Annotated in this window: 13 protein-coding genes, 1 pseudogene and 1 riboswitch; of the genes and pseudogenes, 13 read left to right on the top strand and 1 reads right to left on the bottom strand. The window is 63.5% G+C overall.

Annotated features, from left to right (window positions below):
- Nucleotides 1-40 precede the first annotated feature (40 nt).
- Genes ileS through ndk form a run of 4 tightly spaced genes read left to right on the top strand, consistent with a single transcriptional unit; the run spans nucleotide 41 to nucleotide 5,678 of the window.
- Nucleotides 41-3,370 (top strand): isoleucine--tRNA ligase, encoded by a 3,330-nt coding sequence (gene ileS / locus ACF0H6_RS03425; RefSeq protein WP_395248471.1) that lies wholly within the window; start codon nucleotides 41-43, stop codon nucleotides 3,368-3,370.
- A gap of 18 nt (nucleotides 3,371-3,388) precedes the next feature.
- Complete coding sequence (locus tag ACF0H6_RS03420; RefSeq protein ID WP_395249866.1) at nucleotides 3,389-4,750, top strand: bifunctional folylpolyglutamate synthase/dihydrofolate synthase; 1,362 nt, start codon at nucleotides 3,389-3,391, stop codon at nucleotides 4,748-4,750.
- A gap of 2 nt (nucleotides 4,751-4,752) precedes the next feature.
- Nucleotides 4,753-5,205 (top strand): DUF4233 domain-containing protein, encoded by a 453-nt coding sequence (locus tag ACF0H6_RS03415; protein WP_395249865.1) that lies wholly within the window; start codon nucleotides 4,753-4,755, stop codon nucleotides 5,203-5,205.
- 53 nt (nucleotides 5,206-5,258) lie between these two features.
- Nucleotides 5,259-5,678 carry a nucleoside-diphosphate kinase gene (gene ndk / locus ACF0H6_RS03410; protein ID WP_395248470.1) on the top strand — a complete coding sequence of 140 codons (420 nt, stop codon included), beginning with the start codon at nucleotides 5,259-5,261 and terminating at the stop codon, nucleotides 5,676-5,678.
- An 86-nt stretch (nucleotides 5,679-5,764) separates the two neighbouring features.
- Here the strand turns inward: ndk and ACF0H6_RS03405 are convergent, their stop codons facing one another.
- Nucleotides 5,765-6,463, bottom strand: a complete 699-nt coding sequence (locus ACF0H6_RS03405; protein WP_395248469.1) for a vitamin K epoxide reductase family protein — start codon at nucleotides 6,461-6,463, stop codon at nucleotides 5,765-5,767.
- A 471-nt stretch (nucleotides 6,464-6,934) separates the two neighbouring features.
- On the opposite strand from ACF0H6_RS03405, the gene ACF0H6_RS03400 reads away from it, so the two are divergent.
- From ACF0H6_RS03400 to ACF0H6_RS03360, 9 genes and pseudogenes are all read left to right on the top strand, one after another.
- Nucleotides 6,935-9,445: an Rne/Rng family ribonuclease gene (locus ACF0H6_RS03400; RefSeq protein WP_395248468.1), complete on the top strand. Its 2,511-nt coding sequence runs from the start codon at nucleotides 6,935-6,937 to the stop codon at nucleotides 9,443-9,445.
- Nucleotides 9,417-10,091: a hypothetical protein gene (locus ACF0H6_RS03395; protein ID WP_395248467.1), complete on the top strand. Its 675-nt coding sequence runs from the start codon at nucleotides 9,417-9,419 to the stop codon at nucleotides 10,089-10,091. The genes ACF0H6_RS03400 and ACF0H6_RS03395 overlap by 29 nt, the downstream gene beginning before the upstream one ends.
- A 9-nt stretch (nucleotides 10,092-10,100) precedes the next feature.
- Entirely contained in the window at nucleotides 10,101-10,244 is a 144-nt protein-coding gene (locus tag ACF0H6_RS03390) for a hypothetical protein (RefSeq protein ID WP_395248466.1), read from the top strand.
- Between the two features lie 5 nt (nucleotides 10,245-10,249).
- A riboswitch (TPP riboswitch) is annotated at nucleotides 10,250-10,346 on the top strand.
- Nucleotides 10,338-11,858, top strand: a complete 1,521-nt coding sequence (gene thiD / locus ACF0H6_RS03385; protein WP_395248465.1) for a bifunctional hydroxymethylpyrimidine kinase/phosphomethylpyrimidine kinase — start codon at nucleotides 10,338-10,340, stop codon at nucleotides 11,856-11,858. (Overlaps the previous riboswitch by 9 nt.)
- A gap of 402 nt (nucleotides 11,859-12,260) precedes the next feature.
- Complete coding sequence (gene rplU / locus ACF0H6_RS03380; RefSeq protein WP_028267456.1) at nucleotides 12,261-12,569, top strand: 50S ribosomal protein L21; 309 nt, start codon at nucleotides 12,261-12,263, stop codon at nucleotides 12,567-12,569.
- 61 nt (nucleotides 12,570-12,630) lie between these two features.
- Nucleotides 12,631-12,894: a 50S ribosomal protein L27 gene (gene rpmA, locus ACF0H6_RS03375; RefSeq protein ID WP_003803426.1), complete on the top strand. Its 264-nt coding sequence runs from the start codon at nucleotides 12,631-12,633 to the stop codon at nucleotides 12,892-12,894.
- A gap of 125 nt (nucleotides 12,895-13,019) precedes the next feature.
- Complete coding sequence (gene obgE / locus ACF0H6_RS03370; protein ID WP_395248464.1) at nucleotides 13,020-14,609, top strand: GTPase ObgE; 1,590 nt, start codon at nucleotides 13,020-13,022, stop codon at nucleotides 14,607-14,609.
- Nucleotides 14,599-15,790, top strand: a pseudogene (gene proB, locus ACF0H6_RS03365) (glutamate 5-kinase). The gene obgE and the pseudogene proB overlap by 11 nt, the downstream one beginning before the upstream one ends.
- Nucleotides 15,787-17,160, top strand: a complete 1,374-nt coding sequence (locus tag ACF0H6_RS03360; protein ID WP_395248463.1) for a glutamate-5-semialdehyde dehydrogenase — start codon at nucleotides 15,787-15,789, stop codon at nucleotides 17,158-17,160. The pseudogene proB and the gene ACF0H6_RS03360 overlap by 4 nt, the downstream one beginning before the upstream one ends.
- Nucleotides 17,161-17,200 lie beyond the last annotated feature (40 nt).

Here is a 17,200-nt window from a genome sequence, read left to right as displayed (position 1 = left end):
CGAAACTTCGTGTTCACCAGCTCAACCCAGGATGAAGAGAATGACGTATTACCCCAAGGCCTCCACAGCATTGTCCGGCACAGCACCGGGTGTGTCCGCCTCCGTGAAGTTCCCGGAGATCGAAGAGCGCATCCTCAAGTACTGGGATGAAGACGGTACCTTCCAAGCCAGCATCGACAACCGTGATGCGGACCTTCCCGGCGGCCACCCCGGCAGCAACGAGTTCGTCTTCTACGACGGCCCTCCCTTCGCCAACGGACTGCCTCACTACGGCCACCTCCTGACCGGCTATGCCAAGGACCTCGTAGGCAGGTACCAGACCCAGCGCGGAAAGCGCGTCGAACGCCGCTTCGGCTGGGACACCCACGGACTGCCGGCTGAGCTCGAAGCGATGAAGCAGCTCGGAATGACGGACAAGACCCAGATCGAAGCCATGGGCATCGACAAGTTCAACGACGCCTGCCGTGCCTCCGTCATGAAGTACGCGGACGAATGGAAGAGCTACGTCACGCGCCAGGCCCGCTGGGTGGACTTCGACAACGACTACAAGACCCTCAATGTCGAGTACATGGAATCGGTTCTCTGGGCCTTCAAGCAGCTGCACGAAAAGGGCCTCACCTACAACGGCTACCGCGTCCTGCCTTACTGCTGGAAGGACGAGACCCCGCTGTCCAACCATGAGCTGCGCATGGATGACGATGTCTACAAGAACCGTCAGGACCAGACCGTCACCGTGACGTTCCCCATCACGGCGGGAGACTCGGAGCTCTCCCAGTCCTTGGCGGGTGTGCAGGCGCTCGCCTGGACCACCACGCCCTGGACGCTGCCCACCAACCTGGCGCTCGCCGTCGGACCTGACATCACTTATGCCGTTGTCCCCGCCGGACCGAACGGCGTGAAGGCCGCCTCCGCAGAGGCTCCGGTGACGGGCAGCTTCCTGCTGGCTGCCGATCTGCTGGGCACCTACGCGAAGGATCTGGGGTACGACGACGCCGCGGCCGCTACTGCCGCTGTCAGGGCCACTTACACCGGCACCCAGTTGGCCGGCCTGGAGTACGAGCCGTTGTGGGACTACTTCTCCGACACCGAGAAATACGGCACCCAGAACGGCTGGCGCTTCCTCGTGGCGGACTACGTCACAACCACCGACGGCACGGGAATCGTCCACCAGGCCCCGGCCTACGGCGAGGACGACCAGAAGGTCTGTGAGGACGCGGGCATCCCCGTGGTCCTTTCCGTCGACGAGGGCGCCAAGTTCCTCCACCTGTTCGCGCACGGACCGCTTTCCGAAATCTCCGGGCTGCAGGTCTTCGATGCCAACAAGCCGATCACCCAGGCGCTGCGTTCCGGTGGACGCCTGGTCCGGCAGGCCAGCTACGAGCACAGCTACCCGCACTGCTGGCGCTGCCGCAACCCCCTGATCTACCGCGCTGTGTCTTCCTGGTACGTGGAAGTCACCAAGTTCAAGGACCGCATGTCCGAGCTGAACCAGGAGATCAACTGGATCCCGGGCAACGTCAAGGACGGACAGTTCGGCAAATGGCTGGCCAACGCCCGCGACTGGTCCATCAGCCGCAACCGCTACTGGGGCTCACCCATCCCGGTATGGCAGTCCGATGACCCCGAGTACCCGCGCACGGACGTGTACGGCTCGCTCGCCGAGATGGAGGCCGATTTTGGCCGCCTGCCGATGAACAACGAGGGCCAGGTAGACCTGCACCGCCCGTTCATCGACGAACTGACGCGCCCGAACCCGGACGACCCGCGCTCTCCTGAAGAGGGCCAATCCACCATGCGCCGTGTGGAGGACGTCCTGGACGTCTGGTTCGACTCGGGCTCCATGCCCTACGGCCAGGTCCACTACCCGTTCCAGAACGAGGAATGGTTCGACACGCACAACCCGGCCGACTTCATTGTGGAGTACATCGGGCAGACGCGCGGCTGGTTCTACATGCTGCACATTCTGTCCACCGCGCTCTTCGACCGGCCGGCCTTCCGCAACGTCATCAGCCACGGCATCGTGCTGGGTTCGGACGGGCAGAAGATGTCCAAGAGCCTGCGCAACTACCCGGACGTCTCCGAGGTCCTGGACCGTGACGGCTCCGACGCCATGCGCTGGTTCCTGATGTCCAGCCCCATCCTGCGCGGCGGCAATCTCGTGGTCACCGAACAGGGAATCCGCGACGGCGTCCGCCAGGTCATCCTGCCCCTCTGGAACGTGTACAGCTTCTTCACGCTGTACACGAACGCCTCGAATGTAGTGGATGGAAAAGCGGCCGGGTACGACGCCAAGCTTCGCTACGACGGCTACACGGACACCCTTGACCAGTACTTGCTGGCGAACACGGGGGCCCTGGTCCGTAACATCACTTCCAGCCTGGACGAATACGACATCTCCGGGGCATGCGATGAACTGCGCAGCTACCTGGACATGCTCACCAACTGGTACGTGCGCCGTAGCCGTCAGCGCTTCTTCGACGAGAACACGGACGCGTTCGATGCCCTCTACACGGCACTCGAAGCCGTCTGCCGCGTCTCGGCTTCGCTGCTGCCACTGGTTTCCGAGGAGATCTGGCGCGGCCTGACCGGCGGACGCTCAGTGCACCTGGCCGACTGGCCCGAGGCATCGCTGTTCCCGGCAAACCCGGATCTTGTCGAGGCCATGGACCGCGTCCAGCAGATCTGCTCCGCCGGTTCCAGCCTGCGCAAGGCCGCCAACCTTCGCGTCCGGCTGCCCCTGCAGGAACTTACTGTGGTGGCACCCGGCGCAGATGCACTGGAAGGCTTCGCCGCCGTCGTCGCGGATGAATTGAACCTCCGTTCCGTCCGGCTCCTGGATGCCGCGACGGCGTCGCCGGAGGAATTCGGCATTGAGCAGAAACTCGTGGTCAACGCCCGTGCGGCGGGTCCCCGCCTGGGCAAGAATGTCCAGCAGGCCATCAAGGGCTCCAAGTCCGGAGACTGGTCCGTTACCGATGAAGGGGTGGTAACAGCTGGTGGCCTTCAGCTGGAGCCGCAGGAATACACCTTGGAGACGGTCGTCGCCGAATCGGCTGACGGTTCCTCTTCCGCAGTGGCTGTCCTCCCCGGCGGCGGCTTCGTGGTGCTGAACACCGAGGTCACTCCCGAGCTTGCGGCCGAAGGCCTGGCCCGTGACATGGTCCGTGCCATCCAGCAGGCCCGCAAAGACGCCGGACTCAACGTCAGCGACCGCATCCACACCACGGTGCTGGCTGTTCACGACGTTGTTGACGCCCTGCGCGCGAATGCGGACCTGGTCAAGACCGAAACCTTGTCCCTCAAGCTCGACCCGGTCGTCTCCGGCGATACCATCGAGCCGCAGATCACCGTTACCAAGATCGAGGCCTAGTAGATGAGTGACGAGTACATGAGCGACGAATTCTCCGTAGAAAGCGTCTACGCCGAACTCCTGGGCCGCGCCCCGGAAAACAAGATGGAGCCGCGGCTGGCTCCCTTGTACCGGGCGATGGATGTGTTGGGTGAGCCCAACAAGGCGTTCCCGATCATCCACATCACGGGTACCAACGGCAAAACCTCCACCGCCCGCATGATCGAGGCCGGGCTTCGCGCCCACGGATTGAGCACGGGCCGCTATACGAGTCCGCACCTCTCGAAGGTCACCGAGCGCATCAGCATTGACGGCGAGCCGGTTTCGGATGAGACGTTTGTCCGGATCTGGGACGAAATCCGCCCCTACCTTGAGATCGTCGATAAGGAACTCGAGGCCGACGGCCAACCCAGGCTCACATATTTCGAGTGCCTGACCATCCTCGGTTTCGCGATCTTCGCGGACCAGCCGGTCAATGTCGCCGTTGTGGAGGTGGGCCTTGGCGGGATCACCGACGCCACCAATGTCGGTGATGGGCAAGTTTCCGTGGTCACGCCGATCTCCCTGGACCATACGGATCTCCTCGGAGACACCACAGAGGACATCGCGCACGAAAAGGCGGGCATCATCAAGCCCGGCGGCTTCCTGATCAGCGCAGCCCAGCCCGTGGACGCCGCTCAGGTGCTCCTGGAGAAAGCACGCGAAGTAGGCGTGCCGTTCCGGTTCGAAGGTGTCGAATTCGGCGTCGAGTCCCGCAGCGTGGCCGTTGGGGGACAGGTACTGACCATCCAGGGCCTCGCAGGCCGTTACGAAGACCTTCTGCTGCCGCTGCATGGAGCCCACCAGGCCGAGAACGCCGCCGTCGCCGTCGCGGCCTTGGAGGCCTTCTTCGGTGGGGGCGAGAAGGAGCTCGACGGCGACATCCTCCGCGAGGCTTTCGGCGGTGTCACCTCGCCCGGCCGCCTTGAAGTGGTGCGCACCGCTCCGACGATCATTGTGGACGCGGCGCATAACCCGGACGGCATCCGTGTCTCGGCCGAGGCGATCCAGGAGGCCTTCAGCTTCAGCAAGCTGGTGGTGGTTCTCGGGGTTCTTCAGGAAAAGGATGCGGAGCAAATCCTGAGGCAACTCAAGGAATCCCTGGGAGGACTGGCAGAGGAGTTCTGCTTCACCCAGTCCAACTCGCCGCGCGCCATCCCGGCCGCGCAACTGGCCGATCTCGCCGTCGACCTTGGCTTTGGCGCGGAGAACGTCCACATTGCCGAGAAGCTGGACGACGCGATCGAATGGGCGGTGGAACGCGCCGAAGCCAACGATGATCTTGCCGGCGGAGTACTCGTCACTGGTTCCATCACGGTTGTGGCGGAAGCCCGCATGCTCCTCGGAAAGGCAGGTGCGTGAGCGTGGCCAAACTCACCAAGGCCCAGCGCGAATGGCGCCCCGGGATGCCGAAAAAGCGTCGCTCCACCAAGGTGATGTTCGCATCCACAGTGCTCCTCCTGGAAGCCTTCGTCGCGTTCTTTGCCACTCTGGCTGTCTTCGGCCTGAAGCGTGGAGAGGGGCAGCTTGCGCTCATCCTGACCTTCGGCATCGCCTTGAGCCTGGTGCTGGTGGCGGCCTGTGCCGTCCTCAGCAAGCCGTGGGGTGTAGGTATCGGCTGGGCACTGCAGATCGTCCTCATACTCACCGGCTTCGTCGAGCCGACGATGTTCGTGGTCGGGGTACTGTTTGCGGCATGCTGGTGGTACGGCATCCGAGCCGGCATGAGGATTGACCGCGAGAACGCCCAGCGCGATCGGGAGCAAGCTGAATGGAACGCCTCGCACGGGGAAGACCCCACGGGGCAATCCGCCTGAACTAAACCCCGTAAACTGGCTGGGAAACCCCACACCACCACATTGGAGCAACCGTGAGCATTGAGCGCACCCTTGTACTGATCAAGCCCGACGGCGTCGCCCGCAACTTGAGCGGCAGCATCCTGGCCCGCATCGAGTCCAAGGGATATACCTTGGCCGAACTGAAGAAGGTCAACGCCACCCGCGAACTGCTGGAGCAGCACTACGAGGAGCACGTGGGCAAGCCGTTCTACGAGCCGCTGGTCGAGTTCATGCTCAGCGGCCCGGTTGTCGCGGCAATCTTCGAGGGACACCGCGTGATCGAGGGCTTCCGTTCCCTCGCCGGGACCACGGACCCGACGACGGCGGCGCCGGGAACCATCCGCGGTGACTTCGGCCGCGACTGGGGCCTGGCCGTCCAGCAGAACCTGGTCCACGGTTCTGATTCGGTGGATTCCGCCGCGCGCGAGATCAAGATCTGGTTCGAAGTGTAGTTTTTCGCCAAGTCCAACAGAAGGGGCCCATGTTCAACGCGAACATGGGCCCCTTCGGTGTCTTCGTGCTCAATAAACCTCAGCGCTCAGTAGCCCGACGTGCCGATGAAAACATTGATGAAGGCAAAGAAAATGGTCGCGATCACGGCCACATAGAGCAGTGCGGAAATGATCCAACCGGATTCGCCCAGGAACTTCGCTACGCGGGCAGGCGCCGGAATCACACCGTGCACTACGTTCCTGATGGTCACGAAGACGAAGAGCGGGATCATGCATGACCACACCACCATGCAGAGCGGGCACAGGATGTGAATGACATACAGTGCCTGGGACCATAGCCAGACGATGAAGATGAAGCCGAGCGTGACGCCCGTCTGCAGTCCGATCCAGTACCACCGTGCGAACTTGGCCCCGGCAAGGATCGCCATGGCGGTGGTGATGATCACGGCGAAGGCGACAATGCCGATGAACATGTTGGGGAAGCCGAAGACCGAACTCTGCGGTGTCTTCATGACGCTGCCGCAAGACACCCACGGATTGAGGTCGCAGGACGTAATGTGGTTGGGATCGACGAGAACCTGCAGCTTCTCCAGCACGAGTTCCCCGGATGCAAGCCATGCGATGACGCCGGTCGCGAGCAGAAGCCAGGCAAAGGGCCGGTCGCGGACCATACGCGGCACGGCCGCGTCGGCTTTGACTTTCAGGATATTGCCCTTCCCCGTGTTGTCTATTCCCAGGGAGTGGGCATCATTATTGGCCAGGTTCGGGCTGGCGGGGCTCGGCATGATTGACGGTCCTTTTCTGGAAGGCCCGGCGCGGGGCCGGAGACTGCTCTTGGGAGGATTCTAGCCGCGGCGGCTGGGGGACGCGTCCAGCGAGGGGCGGCGGCACGGAAGCTTTCGCCACGTGCTTCCTGCCGAGAGTGCAGGCGTGTGAGAGAATGAACATGGCCGGAAGCCGATCCACATGCGGAATCCGGTCCGGTATCTTGTTCCCAAGACCGCCAATCACCAGCAGGGCATGCCCAGGATTCAAAGATCCCCGGTAAGCCCGCAGTGACAATGGACGGCACCTGGTTGTAGCTGTAGAAACAACGGGTTTGGAGCAAAGCCGGCTTTCCGTGGATGCCGCACCCCCATGCTGGTGCGAACCGGAAAGACCACTATTGACTTCTGTCAACGCCTGCGGGTTTTGACAATATTGCCCCTCTGGGCACCGGATGTGGCGGTTGCGCAAGGGCAGGAGTGTTGCCACATATGGATAACGAGCAAGTTGTAGTCGCCACCGAAGATGCGGCGTCCGCTGACACCGCTGAAGCGCCCAAGAAGGTCACGCGCACCCGCCGCAAGGCGGCCCCGAAGCCGGTCGCAGCAGAAGAAACGCCCGACGCCGGAGCTGTCGCGGCGGCCGCCGAGCCTGTTGCAGAAGCCGAGCCTGTTGCTGAAACAGATGCCAAGGCTCCTGTCCGGCGTGGCAGGGCCCGCAAGAAGGTCGAAACTCCCGAGCCGTTGCCAGGTTTCGATGGAGAAGCCTCGACGGAGGGTGGCGCGGTAGCTGAGGCTGCCGCCGTCGTCGAGCCTGAAGTTGTGGCGGAGACCGAAGCGGCCCCTGAAAAGCCGGTCCGCCGCCGTCGTACGACGAAAGTAAAGAGCGCCGAGCCCGTCGCCGAGGAAGCCCCGGTTGAAACACCGCCTGCCGAAGGTGCGGCCGAGGAGCCGCCGGCTGCGGAGATTGCGCCCGGGGAGCCCGCCGTCGAGACGGAAGCTGTCGAGCCGGCCGCCGAGGCGGAAGCCGCAAGCCCGATCGCTTCGCTGTTCCTGGAACCTTCGTCCGTCACGTCCATGATCTTCCAGGCACCGGACCTGAGCGCAGTTGTCAGGCCGCCCGTCGTCGAAGAGGAACCGCAGGCTGACGCTGAAGAGGTTTCCGAGGACAACGAACTGGACGAAGCCGGCAGCCGCCGTCGGCGTCGCAGCCGTGGGCGTCGTGGACGCCGGGGGAACGAGCGCGATGAAGCCGCGGGAGAAGAATCGTCTGCCGAGTCCGAGGACGAGGCAGAAGCAGGCCAAGAGGAAGCCCTCGAGGAATTCGTCACCTCACGTCGTCGCCGGCGACGCCGCCGTGGCGACCAGGACCTGGAATTGACGGGCGGCGGAGACGATGATCCCCCCAACACGGTGACCCGTGTCCGCGCTCCCCGCGCACACGTCGAGTCCACCAGCAGCTCGGACCGCGTAACCAGCGTCAAGGGCTCGACGCGCCTTGAAGCGAAGAAGCAGCGACGCCGCGAGTCCCGGGAAACCGGTCGCCGTCGCCAGGTCATCACCGAAGCCGAATTCCTGGCACGCCGTGAGTCTGTGGACCGTCAGATGATCGTTCGCCAGCGCGACGACAGGATCCAGATCGGTGTCCTGGAAGACGGCGTGCTCGCGGAGCACTTCGTGTCCAAGACGCAGCAGGATTCCCTGATCGGCAATGTCTATCTGGGCAAGGTCCAGAACGTGCTGCCGTCCATGGAAGCTGCGTTCGTCGATATCGGACGCGGCCGCAACGCAGTGCTGTACGCCGGCGAAGTCAACTGGGATGCCGTCACCCTTGAAGGCAAGCCGCGTCGCATCGAAAATGCCCTGAAGTCGGGCGATTCCGTGCTGGTGCAGGTCACCAAGGACCCCGTCGGCCACAAGGGTGCTCGCCTGACCAGCCAGATTTCGCTCCCAGGACGTTACCTCGTGTACGTTCCCGGCGGTTCGATGACCGGCATCTCCCGCAAGCTGCCCGACGTCGAGCGCAACCGCCTGAAGCGGATCCTCAAGGATCGCCTCCCGGAGAACGCTGGCGTTATTGTCCGCACAGCGGCTGAGGGTGCTTCCGAAGAAGAACTGACGCACGATATCAACCGCCTGCGTGCACAGTGGGAAGGTATTGAAAGCCAGTCCACTTCCACGAAGATCCTCGCCCCGGAACTGCTCTACGGCGAACCGGACCTCACCATCAAGGTTGTCCGCGACGTCTTCAACGAGGACTTCTCCAAGCTGATCGTCTCGGGCGATGAAGCTTGGGACACCATTGAGGCCTACGTCACGTATGTGGCGCCGGACCTGGTGGGTCGCCTCGAAAAGTGGACCTCGGACCAGGACATCTTCTCGGCCTGGCGCGTGGACGAACAGATCCACAAGGCATTGGAGCGCAAGGTCTTCCTGCCTTCCGGTGGTTCACTCGTGATCGACCGCACTGAGGCCATGACGGTTGTTGACGTCAACACCGGCAAGTTCACCGGCAGCGGTGGCAACCTCGAGGAAACCGTCACCAAGAACAACCTCGAAGCTGCCGAAGAAGTAGTCCGTCAGCTGCGCTTGCGCGACATCGGCGGAATCATCGTCATCGACTTTATCGACATGGTCCTGGAATCCAACCGCGACCTCGTTCTGCGACGCATGGTCGAGTGCCTCGGCCGTGATCGTACCAAGCACCAGGTTGCCGAAGTGACTTCGCTTGGTTTGGTCCAGATGACCCGCAAGCGCATGGGCACCGGCCTGCTCGAGGTCTTCGGCGAGCAGTGCGAAACCTGCGCAGGACGCGGAATCGTCACCCACGACGAGCCGGTGGAACACCGCCGGGCCAACGTGGTGGCCGCTGAACACCATCACCCGCGCACGGAGTCACAGCCGGCCGTCCGCCCGGAGCAGCGCAAGCGCCGCCGGGGCAGGGGCACAGGCCAGGGGACCCAGGAAGCTCCCGGTGACCCCTCCGGCGCCGGTCCACAATGAGTCTTCGGATCCCAACCGTCAGGCTGCCACCCGCGCTGCGCTGGCCACCATCGCGGCGGCGGCCCACGCTGCGCACCTGCACGACGACGAGTTGCACCACGCCGCGGAAACCCTGGCAGAGGCCGCTGCAGCCGAGGCTGCCGTAGCCGGGACAGTTCCCGTTCAGGCTCCGGCAAGTGGCGAGCAGCGCTCGAAGCCGGTGTTGCGATTTGGTGGCGAGGAAGTGGCGTTGCCTTTCGTCCACCACGAAGAAGAGCCGGTGAGCGGCTCGCCCGCCATGAGCTTGGATCTGTTGGCACAGGCGTTTGCAGGCCTCGGCGAGGCGTCTGACACCGAAACGACTAGTACCGGCACGACTAGTACCGGAACGACGGCGACGCTAGCGCCTACCAGGGACTCTGCCACCGCATCGGTGGGGGAATCCCCAGAGCAGGCCTCGCGTGGACGCAGGGGCCGCCGGAACCGTAGTGCCAGCCGGGCGCAGGGTGCCGCCAACGCCACCGATGTGGAGCACCACGAGGTTGTCACGGCCGTGTCCGGTGGGTCCGCCCACGAGGCCAAGGCGCCTGCGTCGGTTCCGGCTAAATCGGCTGCCGCGGCTGAACCGATCATCCTCGGTGTCGGCGTGCCGAAGTCCGAACTCTAGAATCAGTTCATGTCAGGAGCCCCGGCTGCTTCCACACTTGTGGAGGCGGCCGGGGCTTCGGCGTTCCCGGCCGGTTCACTGGACTTTGACGCGGACTATTCCGGCGGCTATTTCGCCGGTCATTATTGCCGGGCGAGTTGTGATCCGGGTTAAGCTGAGGGACTGACACGGGGTGCCGCGCACCAAGCCGGCTGAGACCAGACCCGTTGAACCTGTCCGGTTAGCACCGGCGAAGGGATGTCTCGTATGACTGATTCAGTGCATTCGGCTGTCTACCCCCTCAATGCCACTCATCGGCCACTTCCCAGGGTCCTCAGCATTGCCGGTTCCGATCCCTCAGGCGGCGCCGGGATACAGGCTGACCTCAAGAGCATTGCGGCCAACGGCGGCTATGGAATGGCCGTGATCACGGCGCTCACGGCACAGAACACGCAGGGTGTCACCGCAGTTCATGTGCCCCCCGTGGAGTTCCTGCGTCAGCAACTCAGGGCCATTAGCGATGACATCACGGTGGACGCCGTCAAGATCGGCATGCTCGGGGACGTCGCGGTCATCGACGAAGTCCGCCGCTGGCTGGAGGAGGTGCGCCCCGCCGTCGTGGTCCTGGACCCAGTGATGATTGCCACCAGTGGTGATCGGCTCCTTGCTGAATCCGCTGAAGCCGCGCTACGGGCACTGCTGCCCCTCGCTGACCTGGTCACTCCAAATCTTCCGGAACTGGCCATGCTGCTCGGCGAATCAGAGGCAACGGACTGGGCCGCGGCGTTGGAACAAGGCAAGCGTCTTGCTGCCGCCTGCGGAAACACCGTGCTGGTGAAGGGCGGCCATCTGCAGGGAGCCGGCTGCCCCGATGCCTTGGTCAATACGGTCGGACTCCTGAGCCAGGACGTGGTGGAATTTGCCGGTGACCGGGTGGAAACCCGCAACAGCCACGGCACGGGGTGTTCCCTGTCATCAGCGATTGCAACGGCCAAGGCGCGGCTTGGCGACTGGGAATCCGCCCTTCGTCTGGTCAAGCCCTGGCTTCAGGAAGCGCTCGCCCAGTCCGGCACGCTGGAAGTGGGGAAGGGTAACGGGCCGATCCACCACTTCCACGAGCTTCAGCAAGCCCTTCAACCGGGGGATTTTGCAGCCCGGATGTGGGACGGTGCACAGAAGGAGCTCGAGGCCATCTACGGCTTGGAATTCATCCAGGACCTCCAGTCCGGTGAACTCAGCGAGGAGCAGTTCACCTACTACTTGGCACAGGATGCCCTCTATCTCAACGGGTATTCGCGCGTCCTGGCCAGGGCAAGCGCCCTTGCGCCCAGCGAAGACGAACAGCTGTTCTGGGCCCGCGGCGCACGAATGTGCCTTGAAGTCGAGTCCGAACTCCATCGGAACTGGCTCAGCGGACGCCAGGCAAACGGAGAACTTGGCCCCGTTACCAAGGCCTACGTGGACCACCTGTTGGCTGCATCGGCGTCGGGCAGCTACGCCGTGCTGCTGGCTGCGGTGCTGCCGTGCTACTGGTTGTACGCCGAGGTGGGCCAGCGGCTCCACCAAGGCTTCGTGCAGGCGGGATCCCCGGCAGGACATGCTTACTCGGACTGGCTGCGGACTTATGCGGACGGGGAATTCGCCGAGGCCACACGCACGGCGATCAACATTACAGATGCGGCTGGGCGGGCGGCTTCACCTGCGGAGCGCACCGCGATGATGGTGGCGTTCTCCCAGTCTTGCCGCTACGAGACGGCGTTCTTCGATGCTCCGCGGCTCCACGGCTGAACCGGGGCCTCGGTTGCGAAAAGGGGCCCGGAGGCTGGGTTCGAGAGACTCTGCTGCGTGTCGTGGTGGCCATCCGTACTTTTCCCGGTGAGCAGGGTAAGCTATATGGGCACGGTACCGGACGGCGGCATAGCCAGTCTGTGGCAGCCATCACGTGGCAGCCTCCGGACCTGGCCTCATTTGCAGCCGAGGGCGAAACTAGCGTAATCTAGATCTTCGGTGCTTACGCCAACACTTGGGTTATGCCCCTAGGAACCATTCATTTGGAACTGTTCGTGGGACGACTCATGGACTCCGTACCGGAGTCCACGGCGTTGAGGCACAGCGTGAACCAGGACCGTTTTCGGATCGGGGTTCCGCACGCAAATTTAGTAATAAACGTCGAGAGAAGTGAGTGCCCAAGTGGTGTACGCGATTGTCCGCGCAGGCGGCCGCCAAGAAAAGGTTTCCGTTGGAGACTACGTAACCCTGAACCGCGTCCCCGGTGGAGCCGGCAGCACCCTTGAGCTGCCCGCACTGCTCCTGGTAGACGGTGACAAGGTCACCTCCGCCGCTGCGGATCTGGCCAAGGTCAAGGTTACGGCTGAGATCCTCGAAGACCTCCGTGGTCCGAAGATTGTCATCCAGAAGTTCAAGAACAAGACCGGGTACAAGAAGCGCCAGGGTCACCGTCAGGAACTGACCAAGATCAAGATCACCGGTATCAAGTAACCACTGGTTGCTGTTCAGGTTTTCAACAGATTCCCCAGAATTTTAAAGGCAGGCATTTCAAATGGCACATAAAAAAGGCGCGAGTTCCACTCGCAACGGTCGTGACTCCAACGCCCAGTACCTCGGCGTAAAGCGCTTCGGTGGCCAGGTCGTTTCCGCAGGCGAGATCATCGTCCGCCAGCGCGGCACCCACTTCCACCCGGGCGCCGGTGTCGGCCGCGGTGGCGACGACACCCTGTTCGCCCTGCAGGCAGGTGCGGTTGAGTTCGGTACTCGCCGCGGCCGCCGCGTAGTGAACATCGTTGCTGCTGCAGCTGCAGAGTAATACCAAGTTCTGAACGGGTGGAGCGGGCCGTATGGCCCGCTCCACTTGTCTTTTTAACCGCACTAGAATTTTCCACACAGCAGTAAATTCCACACAGCAGTAATTTCCACACAGAGGAGAAACACGTGGCCACCTTCGTAGACCGGGTAGTACTTCACGTATCCGGCGGAACAGGCGGCCACGGCTGTGTCTCTGTTAAGCGCGAGAAGTTCAAGCCCCTTGGCGGACCCGACGGCGGCAACGGCGGCAATGGCGGCGACGTCATCCTGCGCGTTGATGCGCAGACCACCACCCTGCTTGATTACCACCACGCCCCGCACCGCCACGCAACCAATGGCGGCCCGGGCATGGGAGACTGGCGCGGCGGCAAGAACGGTGAAACCCTTGTCCTTCCCGTTCCGGAGGGCACGGTAGTCAAGACCAAGGACGGCGTTGTCCTGGCCGACCTCGTCGGCGAAGGGACCGAGTTCATCGCGGCCGCCGGTGGTCAAGGTGGCCTTGGCAACTCGTCGCTGTCTTCGCAGAAGCGCCGGGCACCAGGTTTCGCCCTGCTCGGCATCGAAGGCGACTCCAGCGATATCGTCCTGGAACTGAAATCCATTGCAGATATCGCCCTGGTCGGCTTCCCTTCGGCGGGCAAGTCGAGCCTCATTGCGGCAATGTCTGCTGCACGGCCCAAGATTGCCGACTACCCCTTCACCACCTTGATCCCCAACCTTGGCGTGGTCCAGGCCGGCGACGTCCGGTTCACCATTGCCGACGTTCCTGGACTGATTGAAGGCGCCAGCGAGGGCAAGGGCCTTGGCCACAACTTCCTGCGCCACGTGGAGCGCTGCGCAGCTCTGGCGCACGTCCTGGACTGCGGAACACTGGAGTCGGACAGGGATCCCCTCTCGGACCTCGCCATCATTGAGCAAGAGCTGGATAAGTACGCAGTGGACATGAGCTACGCCGGCGTGGACGGCGAAGTGGTTCCCTTGAACGAACGCCCAAAGCTCGTGGTGCTGAACAAGGTGGACCTTCCTGACGGACGGGACATGGCCGAATTCGTTCGTCCGGAGCTGGAAGAGCGCGGCTACCGCGTCTTCGAAGTCTCAGCCACCAGCCACGAGGGGCTGCGCCAATTGAGCTTCGCCATGGGTGAGATTGTGATGGCCGCCCGCAAGGAGGTCGCCTCTGCGCCTCCCAAGGTGGCAGCGCCAGTGCTCCGCCCCCGGGCCGTCAACGAATCAGGTTTCAAGATCCGCCGCGAGGAAAAGAACCTCGAGCCGCTCTTCCGGGTACTGGGGGAGAAGCCGGTCCGCTGGGTCAAGCAGACCGACTTCACCAACGAAGAGGCCATTGGCTACCTTGCCGATCGTCTGGCCAAGTTGGGCATTGAAAACGAGCTGTTCAAAATGGGCGCCGTTCCGGGCGACACCGTGGTGATCGGCGAAGACGACGGCGTGGTGTTCGACTGGGAGCCCACCATGATGGCAGGCGCCGAACTCCTGGCCACACCGCGAGGCACCGACATCCGCGTGGCCGACATCGGCGACCGCCCCACGCGCTCCCAGAAGCGCGAGGAGCAAATCGAACGGCGCGATGCCAGGGCTGCAGCGCGCGCTGAGCTCGAAGCCGAGCGCAAGGCGGGCATCTGGACTGAGTCCGTCAGCCGCCGTCGTGCGGCCCAGACCGTGAAGGACAGCGGCCTGGAAGCCGACAATGACGACTAGCACGGCCCGCGTGGCTGACGCGGCTGGAGACGCCGATGCCGCCGAGCGCCATGCGTTGGCGGGCGCAAAGCGGATCGTGGTCAAGGTGGGTTCGTCCTCGCTGACCAGCATCAAGGGCGGCATCTCGGAGAAGGCGTTGACGGCACTCGTCCACGCTTTGGCCGAAAAGCGCAATTCCGGCACCGAGATCATCCTTGTGTCCTCCGGTGCCATCGCGGCAGGGCTCGCCCCGCTCGGCCTGGCAAAGCGTCCCAAAGACCTTGCCACCCAGCAGGCCGCGGCCAGCGTGGGCCAAGGGCTGCTGATGGCACGCTACTCGCAGGCTTTTGCCGCGCATGGGGTAACCGTCAGCCAGGTCCTGCTCACGGCGGATGACCTGATGCGACGCACGCAGCACAGCAACGCGTACCGGGCGCTGGACCGTCTGCTGAATCTCGGCGTCGTGCCGGTCGTGAATGAAAACGACACGGTCGCCACGCATGAAATCCGGTTTGGCGACAACGACCGGCTTGCCGCTTTGGTGGCGCACCTCGTCCGGGCCGACGCACTTGTCCTGCTTTCCGACGTCGACGCACTCTACGACGGTCCGCCGTCGGCTGGTGCCAAACGCATTCCTCTTGTCACCGGTCCCCGGGACCTCGACGGCGTGACCATAGGAAAGGCCGGGAAGGCCGGCGTCGGTACTGGCGGCATGACCACCAAAGTGGAGGCGGCCTCCATCGCCGCAGGGTCCGGCATCCACGCCTTGGTGACATCCACGTCCAATGCCGCCGCCGCGCTGGCAGGCGAGGATGTCGGGCACCTGGTTCGCCATCAACGGCAACCGCAAGCCCGTGCGCCTGCTCTGGCTGGCCCACCTCGCTTCGGTCAGGGGCCGGTTGGTGCTCGACGACGGCGCCGTCAAGGCCGTGCGGGACCGCCACACCTCGCTGCTGCCCGCCGGGATCTCATCGGTACAAGGCGACTTCGAACCCGGCGATCCCGTGGAGATGGTTTCCGCCGAGGGCGCCGTGATAGCCCGGGGACTGGTGAACTACTCCGCTGAGGAGCTGCCCCGCATGCTCGGCCGATCCACCAAGGAGCTTGCGAAGGACCTTGGCCGTGGATATGACCGCGTAGTTGTTCATGTTGACGACCTCGTGCTGGTCCAACAGCCCCGCTCCACTAAACTTGGAGAATGACTGAGGCACTTACCCCTGATTCTCCTGTGATGACCGACGCGCTGGCTTCCGGCAATGCCGCCCAGATCCCGTTGGAAACCCAAGAATCCGGTACCGCGCCGCACACTCCCGAGCAGGTGGAAGCGGCCGTTCACTCCATTGCGGACCGTTCCAGGCAGGCAGCCCGCCGCATGGGCCAAGCGAACCGCGCATGGAAGGACCGTGCCCTTCACGCTATTGGCGTTGCCCTCCGCGAACAGCAGGGCTTAGTCCTCGCTGCCAATGCCAAGGATGTTGAGGCGGGCCGCACCAACGGAACTTCCGCTGCCATGCTGGACCGGTTGACACTGACCACCGCGCGTATCGACGGCCTGGTGGCGGCCCTTGAGAACCTGGCCGGTTTGCCGGATCCCGTGGGCAATGTAGTCCGCGGCCAGACTCTCCCCAACGGATTGCGCTTGCGCCAGGTCAACGTGCCCTTGGGAGTCGTGGCAGCGATTTACGAGGCCCGCCCCAACGTCACCGTTGACATCGCCGGACTTGCTTTGAAGAGCGGCAACGCCGTGATCCTCCGCGGTGGGTCGGCTGCGGCCCACACCAACGCGGCGTTGGTGACCATCTTGCGCGATGCCCTGGAGTCCGTGGGGCTGCCGGCGGATGCCGTCCAGTCCGTTGACCAGTTCGGCCGCGAGGGCGCCAACGTCCTGATGCGGGCCCGTGGCCGGGTGGACGTGCTGATCCCCCGTGGTGGACGCGACTTGATCCAGACTGTCGTGAACAACTCTTCTGTGCCCGTCATTGAGACAGGCGAAGGAAACGTGCACATCTTCATCGATGAGTCCGCGAACGAGGACATGGCCGTCGATATCCTGCTCAACGCCAAGACCCAGCGCCCCAGCGTCTGCAACACCGTGGAGACGCTTCTGGTGCATTCGAAGTCCACCGTGCTTCCCGCCGTCGCGGCCGCCCTGCGTTCTGCCGGCGTCACTCTGCATGTCGACGCCAGAATCCAAGCGGCGCTGTCCGGCACCGTTGATACTGTGCCTGCCGACGACGTCGATTGGGCCACGGAATACATGGACCTTGACCTTGCCGTTGCCATGGTGGACGGCCTGGACGATGCCGTTGCCCACATTCGCAAGTGGTCCACCGGCCACACCGAGGCCATCTTGACGAACAACCTGACCAATGCCGAGAAGTTCATCGCAGAAATCGACTCTGCCGCTGTCATTGTGAACGCGTCCACTCGTTTCACCGACGGAGGCGAGCTGGGCCTCGGCGCAGAGGTGGGAATCTCCACCCAGAAACTGCATGCGCGTGGTCCCATGGGTCTCACTGAGCTGACCACCACCAAGTGGATCGTTCAGGGTGAAGGCCAGATTCGCGGCTAGCAACGCTGTAACATAGAACAGAAGTCCTGAACGGTGGGAG

This window comes from Arthrobacter sp. NA-172 (assembly GCF_043952055.1).
GTDB lineage: Bacteria > Actinomycetota > Actinomycetes > Actinomycetales > Micrococcaceae > Arthrobacter.
The sequence above is the reverse complement of the archived record's forward strand: the minus strand, read 5'-3'. Positions and strand labels throughout refer to the sequence as shown.